Source organism: Treponema sp. OMZ 798, assembly GCF_024181385.1.
Taxonomy (GTDB): domain Bacteria; phylum Spirochaetota; class Spirochaetia; order Treponematales; family Treponemataceae; genus Treponema_B.
In genome coordinates this window covers 2084967-2097104 of the sequence record NZ_CP051305.1, presented here as the reverse complement: position 1 = coordinate 2097104, position 12138 = coordinate 2084967, and the positions used below count along the sequence as shown (strand labels likewise).

Annotated in this window: 9 protein-coding genes; 7 read left to right on the top strand and 2 right to left on the bottom strand. The window is 42.8% G+C overall.

The window, feature by feature from the left end; genetic code table 11:
• Positions 1-71 precede the first annotated feature (71 nt).
• From E4O07_RS09735 to E4O07_RS09725, 3 genes are all read left to right on the top strand, one after another.
• Entirely contained in the window at positions 72-1859 is a 1788-nt protein-coding gene (locus tag E4O07_RS09735; RefSeq protein ID WP_253685289.1) for an ABC transporter ATP-binding protein/permease, read from the top strand.
• On the top strand, positions 1856-3514 hold the full coding sequence (locus E4O07_RS09730; protein ID WP_253685287.1) for an ABC transporter ATP-binding protein: 1659 nt from the start codon (positions 1856-1858) through the stop codon (positions 3512-3514). Before E4O07_RS09735 ends, E4O07_RS09730 begins: the two co-directional genes overlap by 4 nt.
• Before the next feature lie 80 nt (positions 3515-3594).
• A complete protein-coding gene (locus tag E4O07_RS09725) occupies positions 3595-5214 on the top strand; it encodes an ATP-binding protein (RefSeq protein ID WP_253685285.1) in 1620 nt (539 codons plus the stop codon).
• Between the two features lie 12 nt (positions 5215-5226).
• Here E4O07_RS09725 and E4O07_RS09720 read toward each other — a convergent pair whose 3' ends face one another.
• Positions 5227-5850 carry a precorrin-8X methylmutase gene (locus E4O07_RS09720; RefSeq protein WP_253685283.1) on the bottom strand — a complete coding sequence of 208 codons (624 nt, stop codon included), beginning with the start codon at positions 5848-5850 and terminating at the stop codon, positions 5227-5229.
• On the bottom strand, positions 5840-6769 hold the full coding sequence (locus tag E4O07_RS09715; protein ID WP_253685281.1) for an Hsp33 family molecular chaperone HslO: 930 nt from the start codon (positions 6767-6769) through the stop codon (positions 5840-5842). Before E4O07_RS09715 ends, E4O07_RS09720 begins: the two co-directional genes overlap by 11 nt.
• Before the next feature lie 110 nt (positions 6770-6879).
• Between E4O07_RS09715 and lysS the strand changes: the two genes are divergently transcribed.
• The 4 genes from lysS (at position 6880) to E4O07_RS09695 (ending at position 11998) form a co-directional block, all read left to right on the top strand.
• A complete protein-coding gene (gene lysS / locus E4O07_RS09710) occupies positions 6880-8466 on the top strand; it encodes a lysine--tRNA ligase (RefSeq protein WP_253685279.1) in 1587 nt (528 codons plus the stop codon).
• Positions 8467-8486: 20 nt separating this feature from the next.
• Positions 8487-10148 carry an ABC transporter ATP-binding protein gene (locus tag E4O07_RS09705; protein WP_253685277.1) on the top strand — a complete coding sequence of 554 codons (1662 nt, stop codon included), beginning with the start codon at positions 8487-8489 and terminating at the stop codon, positions 10146-10148.
• A gap of 87 nt (positions 10149-10235) precedes the next feature.
• Complete coding sequence (locus tag E4O07_RS09700; protein WP_253685276.1) at positions 10236-11306, top strand: DUF2804 domain-containing protein; 1071 nt, start codon at positions 10236-10238, stop codon at positions 11304-11306.
• Positions 11303-11998 carry a YgjP family zinc-dependent metalloprotease gene (locus E4O07_RS09695; protein WP_253685274.1) on the top strand — a complete coding sequence of 232 codons (696 nt, stop codon included), beginning with the start codon at positions 11303-11305 and terminating at the stop codon, positions 11996-11998. The genes E4O07_RS09700 and E4O07_RS09695 overlap by 4 nt, the downstream gene beginning before the upstream one ends.
• Positions 11999-12138: the final 140 nt, after the last annotated feature.

The following is a 12138-nucleotide window of genomic DNA, read 5'->3' as shown; positions in this document are numbered from 1 at the left end:
GAAAGCATAAAAGTTAGCCTATTGCTATTTTTATTTGTTTCCTATAAAATTGTCTTTTTAAGAGGTTAGTTATGATTCATAAACGCCTGACAAGGTCGGTGCCGAAAAGTAAAAAGTGGATTTTGCTTTCGGCCCTTTCTTCATGGGTTTCTCTATTGTGCAATGTGGTCATTACGTTTGTAATGGTGCGTTTGATTTTCGGTCTATATAATTCTTCGCTTGATAAAAAAACGCTTTTTGTTTTGGCGGTCGTAGCTGCCTCTGCCTTGGTAATACGGGTTATTGCCGTCCGTAAGCGCTCCTACTTTTCATACAGGGCAGGAACCGAGGTTAAGCGTACCTTGCGCTCAATGCTCTACGATAAATTTATTTCTTTAAAGCTAAATTATTCCCAATATATCAGCATGGCCGAGGTTACTCAAATAGGCTCGGACGGAATAGAGCAGCTGGATTCTTATTTCGGGGCCTACCTGCCTCAGTTCTTTTTCAGTATGGCGGCTCCGGTAACTCTTTTTATAATCCTTGCACCGATAAATTTTTTTGCTGCCCTTGTGCTTTTTATCTGTGTGCCCCTGATTCCTCTTTCGATTGTTGCGATTCAAAAGGTTGCAAAGCGCATTTTAAAAAAATACCTTTCAATTTATACGGGGCTTGGAGATTCTTTTTTGGATAACCTTCGCGGCCTTATCACATTGAAGGCCTATTCGGATGATGAGGCTCAACACAAGGAGCTGAATGCCGAGGCGGAAAATTTTAGACGAGTAACTATGAGGGTTTTGACAATGCAGCTTAACTCCATCTTTGTGATGGACACCGTGGCTTACGGAGGAACAGCCCTCGGCACCATCGTCAGCCTCTATCAGTTAAGGTCGGGAAATCTTTCGATAGAGGGCGCTCTTCTTTTTATTTTGCTCTGCGCGGAATTCTTTTTGCCCTTGCGGGCCTTAGGTTCTTTTTTCCATATAGCGATGAACGGGATAACCGCCGCAAACCGCCTCTTTGAACTGATGGATGTAAAAAGCGATTCGGCTTCGATTTTAAGCGAAGCCGAACTTGAGGCAGCGGCAAAAAAATTTGAAGAATCGAAGCTCACACTTGAGGTAAAAAATTTAAACTTTAATTATACCGAATCGAAGCAGGCAGTAAAAAATGCATCGATGAAGTTTTTAAAGCCGGGCTTTTACGGCATTGCAGGCGAAAGCGGCTCGGGTAAATCGACGGCGGCCGCCCTGCTTATGGGCTTACAAAAAAACTATTCGGGAGAAATCCTCCTGTCGGGAATAGAAGCAAAAAAGCTCCCCGATGAATTTAGATGCAGATACATGAACCTTGTTTCTACCGAAAGCTTTTTGTTCGGAGCTTCGGTGAGGGAAAACCTTTTAATAGCCAAACCCTCTGCAAGCGATGAAGAATTGATGAGCGTATTAAAAAAGGTTCTATTAGACGAGTTTGTTTTAAGCCGCAGTTCTTCAAAAGAAGAAGGAAACTCAGGCTTGGATTTTTATATTGAATCCGGAGGAAAGAATTTATCGGGCGGACAGGTTCAGCGTTTTGCCCTTGCACGGGCACTTCTTCACGATGCAGACATTTATATCTTTGACGAGGCTGTAAGCAATATCGATGTCGAAAGCGAAGAGCTTATTTTAAGCACCCTCTACGAATTAAGCAAAACAAAAATAATCATCTTTATTTCGCACAGGCTTGCAAATATTGAAAATGCAGACCATATCTATGTATTTGAAAAGGGCGAGATAAAAGAAGATGGAACTAATTCAAGCCTCCTTGAAAAAAACGGCATCTATGCAAGGATGTATTTACAGCAAAAAGATCTTGAAAAAATAAGGCTGGGTGTAAAATGAAAAAAAGCGAACTTATAAAAAAATTGATAGTATTTGTAAGGCCTCTTACAGGAGTTATGACTATAACGGTTATCTTGAGGGTCTTGGGCTTTATCATTGCGGCGGCCATTCCGGTTTTGGGCGGGATAGGTATTGTTTCCCTCTTGGGCTTAAAAGTTTTTAATACCTCATTTTCCCTAAACTTTGTAATAATAGGCCTCATCGTTTGTGCAGTGAGCCGAGGCATTTTCAGATACGGCGAGCAGCTTTCGGGACACTACATAGCCTTTACCCTCTTGGCCCTTATCCGGGATAAAATTTTTACGGCTATGAGACGGCTCGCCTTTGTTAAGCTGCAAAAAAAAGATTCAGGGAGCCTCTTGTCGATCATAACCACCGACATAGAATTGCTCGAAGTTTTTTATGCCCACACAATAGCCCCCGCTGCTTCTGCCGTTCTCTACTTTATTTTTGCCCTAATCATCTTTGCAAAAATACACATTGTTTTATCTCTTACGGTTGCCCTCATTTATATAATCATAGGCTTTCTCCTTCCCATCCTTTTCGGTAAGATGGATGACGGCTCGGGTGTAGAATACCGAAAAAAAATGAGCTCCCTTAATTCCTACTTTTTGGACTCCCTCCTCGGAATAAAGGAGATAATCTTTTTTGACAAGATAAGGGAGAGAAAAGAAAATATAGAAAAACGAGGAGAGGCTATAAGCGGAACCTTTAAGCTCTTAAAGGACTTTGAGGGGAACACCTTTGCCGTTACGGAGGCAGCTCTCACCCTTTGCAATTTTTTAATGCTGGGCATTTCGGCCTTCCTCTTGGTAAACGGAAAAATAGACTTTGCAACTTTTTTGATTTCCAACCTGATGCTTCTTTCAGGCTACGGCCCGATAATAGCTGTTTCAGGTCTGGCCGTAAACTTGCAGCAGACCTTCGCTTCCGCAGAGAGAGTCTTTTCCCTGCTTGAAGAAAAACTGGAATTCGATGAAGTTGAAGACGGCGAAAACGTCAGCTTCGAAAAAGTTGATGCCGATAATATCAATTTTAGATACGACGATATGGAAGTTTTAAAGGATGTAAGCATCTCGGTTAAAAAAGATGAGATAGTCGGCCTTTGCGGTAAAAGCGGAAGCGGTAAGAGTACCCTGCTCCGCCTCATCATGCGTTTTTTCGATCCTCTTTTGGGTGAGGTAAGGATGAACGGCATCGACGTAAAAAAAATAAACACTGCGAGTTTAAGAGAGGCCGTTTCGTACATTACCCAGCAAACCTATATTTTTAAAAAATCCATTTATGAAAACATCCTTCTTGCAAACAGGAATGCTTCAAAAGAGGAAGTTATCGAAGCCGCGAAAAAAGCCGCCATCCACGATTTTATCATGAGTCTTCCTGAAGGCTATGATACTAAGATTACCGAACTCGGCGGAAACCTTTCAAGCGGAGAAAAACAGCGTCTCGGCCTTGCCAGGGCCTTTTTGCACAAGGCTCCTCTTTTGCTGCTCGACGAACCGACCGGAAACTTGGACAGCTTAAACGAGGCCCTCATTTTAAATTCCATTTACCAAGAAAAAAGAGACAAGGGCGTTTTAATCGTAAGCCACCGCAAATCAACCGTAAACGCCGCCGATAAGGTTGTTTACATTGAAAATGGAAGGGTGAGGTAGCTTTCTCAAGCAATTGTAAATTTAGGCCTCCTGTGGTATAATTACAAGAGTGATGTTTTGCAAGATAGGGAGGCTTTTAGATGACAGAAGTGAAACGCAGTTTACCTATAGGTGTTCAAAGTTTTGAAAAGCTTATTGAAGCGGATTTTTTGTATATTGATAAAACAAAATATATATGGGATTTAATCAACAATAAGACTCCTTATTTTTTAAGCCGGCCGCGGAGATTCGGGAAGAGCCTTTTTCTTTCAACCTTGAAGGCCTACTTTCTCGGACAGAAGGAGCTTTTTAAGGGCTTAGCCCTTGAAGGCTTGGAGGAAGCCGACAAGGGTAAAAGAGAGATTTGGCAGGAATACCCCGTTCTTTATTTGGACTTTAATACGGCCGTTTACGAATCAAGAGAAGACTTGATAAATATCCTCTCCTCATTTTTAGCACAATATGAAGCCGTTTACGGAAGTACGGGCCTGGATATTACCGACCGTTTTAAGAAACTGATAAGAGCCGCCCACGAAAAAACTGGCAGGCAGGTAGTCATCCTCATAGACGAGTACGATAAGCCTCTTTTAAGCTCCATGGAAAACTTAAGCCTCAATGAAACCTACCGTACTATTTTAAAGGGCTTTTACGGAGTAATTAAAAGCTCAGATGCTTCCCTCCGCTTTGCCTTTTTAACCGGAGTTACCAAGTTCAGTAAGGTAAGCATTTTTAGCGATTTAAACAACTTGCGGGATATAAGTATGCTCTCCGATTTTTCCGGTATTTGCGGCATATCCCAAGAAGAGCTTGAAGCAAACTTTCGGATTGAAATTAAGGCCTTAGCCGAAAGAAATGAGATGAGCTATGATGAGGCCCTTGCCCAATTAAAAAAGAAATATGACGGCTACAAATTTGCAAGAAGCGGTGTTTCAATGTATAATCCTTTTAGTATTCTAAATGTGTTTATGTCAAGAGAATTTGCAAGCTATTGGTACGCCACCGGCACCCCGACCTTCTTGGTTAAGTACCTAAAAGAAGGGCATTACTACATCCCCGAATTGGACGGGGATATTCAGATTGACGAATACGGCTTAAATGCTTACAGGGCCGATCCCATTCTCCCCATTCCGATACTTTTTCAGGCGGGCTATTTGACGATAAAGGATTATGACAAGGAGTACGGTCTTTACCGTTTGGGCTTCCCGAACGATGAGGTGCGCTACGGCTTTTTGCACAACCTAATGCCCGCCTTTACCCCTATAGGGGCCGAAAAGACAGGCGTTTCGGTAATGGAATTTACGAAGGCCCTCAAAGCGGGAGATGTAGATGCCTTTATGAAAAAAATGCAGGCTCTTATTTCAGGCATCCCATACGATAATCTCGCAGAAAAAGACCTCGCCTTGAGGGAGCAAAACTATCAGGCCGCTGTCTACCTCATCTTTGCTCTGATGAACCAATTTGTGCAAACCGAAATTCATTGTGCGACAGGACGGGCCGATTGTATAGTCCATACCCAAGATAGAATTTACATCTTTGAATTTAAGCTTGAAGGAAGGGGAACGGCAGAAGATGCTATAAAGCAGATAAAAGAAAAGAATTACGCAGCTCCCTACAAAGAAGCAAGTTCAGGAGGAGTCAAAAAAACAATCCTTGCCGTAGGTGCAAGCTTCGATGAAGAAAAACGCACCATCAAGGATTGGCGCACCGAAGAGCTTGTTTAATGCAGCTTTTCCTTACTCCCTTTCGACCATCATATAAAGCAAGGCGTTTATGATGGAGGCGGCGACATTGCTTCCACCCTTGGTGCCTACGGTAGAGATTTGGGGCAGGGAGACGGAACGCAGGGCTTCCTTTGATTCGGCGGCACCTACAAAGCCGACGGGGACTCCGATTATAAAATCGGGGGAAACTTTTTTTTCTTCACATAGCTCTAAAAGGCGGAAGAGGGCTGTAGGGGCGTTTCCTATCACAAAGGCTGTTGCTCCTTCTTGGACTGCAAGGTCTACGGCTGCCGAAGAGCGTGTAATTCCTCCTTCCTTGGACATCTTAAAAACTCTATCGTCATCGATCAGGCATAAAAGTTTATTTTCGGTTTTTGAAAGGGCGGGTTTATTGATGCCTGTCATCACCATCTTGGTATCGGTAAAAATAGTTATGCCCTTTTGAAGAGCCTTTTTAGCGGCTTCTATAAAATTATTTTGAAAGACAATTATCTTTCGGTAGTCGACATCACCCGTAGTATGGATCATCCTCTTGGCTATAATTTTTTCTTCTTCCGTGAAAGCAACATCCTTCATGCTCTCTTCAATTATATCCATGCTCTTATTTTCTATTTCCATGGGTTTTTTAATGTACATCGATTTTTTCCTTTAAAATTGCTTTGGGATATTTATAGATTGAGCCGCAGTTATGGCAATAAAGCTCGATTTGATCGGGGCCGTTTTCGTACATGTCTGCAAGTTCTTTTTCGGGTAAAGTAAAAAGCTTATTTCGGAAATTGTCTTCCGAGCAGGGGCAATAAAAGTCTATCTTTCTTTCTATTAGAACTTTCGGATTGCAGTCACGGAAAAGGCCGAAAATGACATCTTCCCTGTCTCCGCCTTCCGCAAACCATTGGCCTATCGAGGGGCAGGCCGCAAAGGCCATTTCTACCTTTTCTATCAAGGCTTCTTCGGCTCCCGGCATGACCTGAATGTACATGCCTCCCGCTCCGATGATTCTTCCTTCCTTGTCGAATTGGACGCCTGTATTAAAGCCCGTTACGGTCTGTTCCGATTGCAAAAAATATTCGGAAAGGTCAAGGGCTATGTTTTTGTGCTTTATCTCGATGATTCCCGTTAAGGGTTCCCTGGCTCCTTCGGGGAAGCGGATAACCGAAATCTTTCCTTCGCCGAAGAGGGGCTTTAAGTCCCATGTTTCTAACAATTCATCAGGTCTTATCGGGTCTTCCAAAAGATAGCCCCTTACAAAGCCCTCGCTGAAGGCTTCGACGCTAAAGCCCACAAGGGGGCCTTGGGTATCGCATCTAAAGATGATTCTATCCCTTCCCTTCATTGTCGGAATTAAGAGGGCTCCGCAAAGGGAGGCATGACCCAGTGCAAGGCTTTCCAAAAGCCCTAAGGAGTGCTGTACCCTCATCTTATTTACAAAGCGGGTTCCGTGAAAAAAAGCCCCGCGGATTTGGCCTTCGCCTAGCATAAAGACCGTCATTCCGTCTTCGTGCATGGTTTTAAATTTTTCGATTAAGACGGGATCGGTTATCGGTTTATCTATCATAGGCCGGATTATAGCAAAGATTGCACTTTTGTACAAGGATTGACACCCTCTCTTTTTTCGGATAAAATACCCTGTTTTGTTTATTTTAAATGTTTTGTAAGGAAGAAATTATGTCAAACGAAAAGAAATTATTGCATTGGGCAGATCAGACTGCCGAAAAAATCATAAGAGAGAGGGGAGACCTCGATGTTTACACTTGCGCATCCGGTATTACGCCTTCGGGCACCGTTCACGTAGGAAACTTCCGCGAAATTATTTCCGTAGATTTGGTTGTGAGAGCCTTGCGCTCCCGCGGAAAAAATGTGCGCTTTATTTATTCTTGGGATGATTATGACGTATTCCGCAAGGTTCCTGCAAATATGCCTAAGCCTGAAGTTTTGGAAAAATACCTCCGCTATCCGATTACCATGGTTCCCGACACCTTTGAGCGGGACGAAAACTACGCCCGCCACCACGAACACGATGTAGAATCCGTATTGCCGAGAGTCGGTATTCACCCCGAATATCTTTATCAGGCTGAACGCTATCAAAAGGGAATGTATGCTGAAGGAATGAAAAAGGCCTTGGACAATAGGGAAGAGCTTAAAGAAATTTTAAACACCTACCGCGATGAGGCCCATAAGATTACCGAGGAGTACTGGCCCGTTTCGGTTTTTTGTACCGCCTGTAACAAGGACACGACAAAGATAGAGTCCTGGGACAATGATTGGACCTTACGCTATTCGTGCGAGTGCGGACATTGCGAAGACTTGGACTTGCGCAAGGCTAAGTCCGCAAAGCTGGGCTGGAGGGTTGACTGGCCTATGCGCTGGGCCTTTGAAAAAACAGTCTTCGAGCCTGCCGGAAAGGATCATCACTCTCAAGGCGGCTCCTTTGATACGGCGAGCTTAGTTTCCACCCGGATTTATAACTGGCCTGCCCCTGTAAGTTTCCGCTATGACTTTATCGGCTTAAAGGGAGTGCCCGGAAAGATGGCCTCTTCCAAGGGAAAGGTTGTAAGCCTTGCCGAGGTACTCGAAGTTTACCAGCCCGAAGTTGCCCGCTATCTTTTTGCAGGCACAAGACCCAACACCGAATTCGTTATCAGCTTTGACCTTGATGTAATTAAGATTTACGAGGACTACGACAAGACGGAACGCATTGCCTGGAAGGCCGAAAAGGCCAAAAACGATGAGACCTTCGAAAAAGAATATAGAATCTATGAGCTTTCGCAAATAGACGGAATGCCTGAGTGTATTTCTTATCAAATTCCTTTTAGACATTTGTGCAATCTTTTGCAAATAAATTCCGGAGATATAGATGCGGTAATAAAGGCTCTTCCCGATGTAAAGCCCGGCCAGCTTGACAGGCTGAAGACAAGAGCCGAATGTGCATGGAACTGGATTACAGACGGAGGTGCTCCCGAAGAGTTTAAGTTTGCTTTAAGAACTGACGGCTCAAAGGCTCGCTTGAACGAGGCCGAAGCAAAGGCTATTAAAACGATAAGGGATTCCCTTTTGCCAAAAATGGATGAGATGGACGAAAAGACCTTTTCGACAGCCCTCTATGATGCTGCAAAAGAATGCGGCTTAGAACCCAAACAAATGTTTGTTGCCGTTTATCAAGCCCTCGTTTCAAAAGATCAGGGGCCGCGCCTTGCAGGCTTTATGAAAACCATTGGAAAAGAAAGACTGGAGAAAATATTTAAAGATTATTAAAAATATTTTGGAGGAACATTATGTTCAAATTTTTAAAGACATGGTATATGGTTTTATACCTTGTCTTGCAGGCCCTTTCCACTGCGTTGGAAGTAGGAGTTTCGTATGTGATGATGCTGGCAATAGACTATGCAACAAACGGAACTATCGAAAAGCTGCACTTGTACCTCATAGGCACAGTAGCCTATCTTCTTATCTCCTTTTTGGTCGGTATTTTGACTACAAGGGTACGCGAAAAAGCAGGTGCACAAGCGGTTTTTTCGTTGAGGGAAGCCTTGATGAAAAAAATATTAACCATGAGCACAGGCGAATACGCCTCGCGCAATTCGGGAAGCTATGTTGCCTTTCTTACAAAGAATGTCGAAAAACTGGAAGAATCTTACTTTTGGACAATCTTCCGAATTTATCCTTCATTTTTACAGCTGGTAGTTTCTGTTATTTGGCTTTCGATTATGGATTGGAGACTTTCCCTCTTTGTGCTTTTTACCGGTCTTATCCAGCTCATTGTACCCAAATTTACGGTGAAGCCTGTAGCCAAGGCCGAAAGAGACTATATTGAAAGGGGCGAAAACTACACCATTACCCTAAAAGAAGTATTTTCCGCCTTTGATCTGATTAAGTCCTATAACCTTCAGGAAAAAATCGAGATTCTTCACCGCAATGCGAACACCGGTTATAAAAAAGCTTCTTTTAAAGACATGTGCATGAACGGCTTTATGGGAAGCCTCGGAGACTTACTTTCCAACATAACCTACATAGGCGTTTTCTTTTTAGGCGCCGTTTTGGTTCTCTTGGGCTTTTTTAAAATCTCGGTAATAATAGCCGCAAGCCAGCTTGTTGTCTTTATCGTTTACCCTTTGAGTAACCTGACACGCTACATAACTTCGCTTTTAGCTTCAAAAGCGGTAATAAAAGACCTTGATGAGATTTTAAACATGGAAGAAAAGGACGGCTCTTTCAAAGATGTGGAAGCAAAAACTTCTTTTGAAGACTCGATAAGTTTTGAAAATATGAGTTTTAGCTATCCTCAAGATGACGAGGATGAAGAAGATGAAGAAAATCGAGGCGTTTTTCCTGCCTTAAAAAATATAAATCTTAGCGTAAAAAAAGGCGAAAAGGTTTTAATTGTCGGGGAAAGCGGTTCGGGAAAGTCCACCCTTTTAAGCCTTTTATATAAAAAATTTACCGGCTATGAGGGGCTTATAAAAATAGACGGAACGGATATCCGCAAGATTCCCGATGCCTCTTATTTTAAGCTTGTTTCGGTAGTGCATCAGTCTCCCTTTATCTTTGACGATACAATCAAAAACAATATTGCCCTTTATAATGAAGAAATAAGCGATGAAAGAATAAAGGATGCTTGTAAAAAAGCCGGTTTACAAAGATTTATCGATGGTCTTCCTCTCGGACTTGAAACAAGGATAGGCGAGGGAGCCTCGAAAATTTCAGGCGGAGAAAAACAGCGTATAGCCATTGCAAGGGCATTGGTAAAGGATTCCCCAATTCTTTTGATGGATGAAGCAACCTCCGCCTTAGATAAGGAAACAAGTGCCGAAATAGAAAATACCGTGTTATCCCAAAAGGAACTAACCTGTATAATAATTTCGCACCATGTAAGCGAAGCCTTAAAGGCTAGGGCGGACAAGATTATTACCGTAAAAGACGGATCAGCCGATATTTAGAACCGGAAAATCAGGTCTTTGCAAAACTTAAAAATTCATTAGTGAAAAGGCTTTTATTTTTTTGCAAATTGTGCTAACATTCTTTTTATGGCTAATGATAACTTGTACACGCGCAAGATAGAACCTGCACCCGATAAGCCTGTCCAAAACGGAAAATCGAATTTCGGAACCTTTTCAGGCTGCTTTAAAAAATTCGATATAAGAGGGCTCTATCGGGTTTTCGGTAATTTGCCCCTCCCTAGGATAATTTCCAATGCCCGAATTTCGGGAACGATGAGGTTTTTGTTTTGCGATGATGAGGTAATAGGAGAAATGGCCTTTTTTTCGTGCTATATCTTCTCCTTTATGGAAACAACCTTTTGGGTTCGTAAAACTCAGCAAAAATATGCCTACAGGCAATACCTGCCGGGCGGCTTTATTCATATCCCAAAGCACATAAGCTACAGTGTTACAGCCTGCCGGAAACCTTATAGATATGCCCGTATCTTTTCCCGTCTTTCCCACGGGAAGCTTCATGCCGACTTTGACTTTTTAGCCCGCGACTCCCGCCCCTCCTGTGAGGGCCGTCTTGATTTGGATATTCGGGATAAGGAAGCTGTAGATTTCTCCTGCGTAATTCCTAACTATGTAAGCCGCCGCTGTATGGCCATGTACATGCAGACCGGTACCGTAAAGGGCTGGATAAGTTTGGGTTATAACGAAGACATTCAGCTAAAAAAAGAGACAGCCGTAGGGGTTTTTGATGTGAGAAAGGCTTACACCGGGTTTAGGTCAAAGCGCACCCTTGTAAACGGACTCGGTAAGTTCGACGGCAAATCCTTGGTTTTTTATCTTGCAAATTCGATAGCAGCCGACAGCAATAAATACAACGACAATATGATGCTCTATGACGGGAAGCGTACCCCTCTTCCTCCCGTTAAAATTACCCGTCCCTTCGGTATCATGGGAAAATGGATAATACAGGATACCGAAAGCATGGTAGACCTTGTATTTTTTCCTGTTTCAAAAAACTACAAGCGAGTAAATGCTGCCGTTTTTAGGACTGAGTACAGCACCGTTTACGGTCATTTTGAAGGAACCCTTTTGACGGCCGACGGAGAAGAGCTAAAACTAAAATCCTTTCCTGGCATCGCCAAAAAATACAATCTTAGAATATGATGATTAAAATAGAAGGGGTAGAAATCGAATGGGCAAAATCCAAGGGGCGGAAGCTCAGACTTACCGTATCGCCTAAAACGGCCATCCCCTGTATCCATGTTCCAAAAAACTATCCTCAAAGCAAGGCCTTGGATTTTGTCAAAGAAAATATTGCATGGATAAAAAAACATCAAGAGCGGATAGAAGAAAAGATTTTTAAGAAGAATGTAAAGGCCTCATTGAAGGACGGCTCTACGGTAAGTTTATGGGGTGCCGATTATAAGATCAAAATACTAAAGGCTAAAAAAAATGCAGGCATTGCAGTCGATGACGATTTTATCTATTTAAAAGAGCCTCCCGGAGCCGATCCCAAAAAACGCCCTTCAATCTTAAACCGCCTTTATAAAAAGGAGCTTGAGCTTTATGTTGAAGAAATCCTCCCCTTTTGGGAAGCCAAGATAAAAGAAACCGCCTCCGAGATAAAATACAGGGATATGAAAAGCAAGTGGGGCTCATGCAATTCTTATACGGGCATAATCACCTTAAACACAAAGCTAGCCGCCCTCCCTTGCGAATGTGCCGAGATGGTGCTGGTTCACGAGTTTGTTCATTTTAAAGAAAGGCTTCATAACGAGCGCTTTAAGCGATATATGACTAAATACCTCCCCGATTGGAAAGAAAGGGTGAAGATGTTGAATTCGGAAGAGTATTAAGGAGAGAAACCCTTGGTCGAATGATTAAAATGTCGAATGGTAAACGACAAATGTCGAAGTTCAAGTGTCAAATGCTTAATTGTACTTCGTCCTTCGACATTTGCAATCATGTGTCAAAGTGATATGTTGATTTTTTTAAT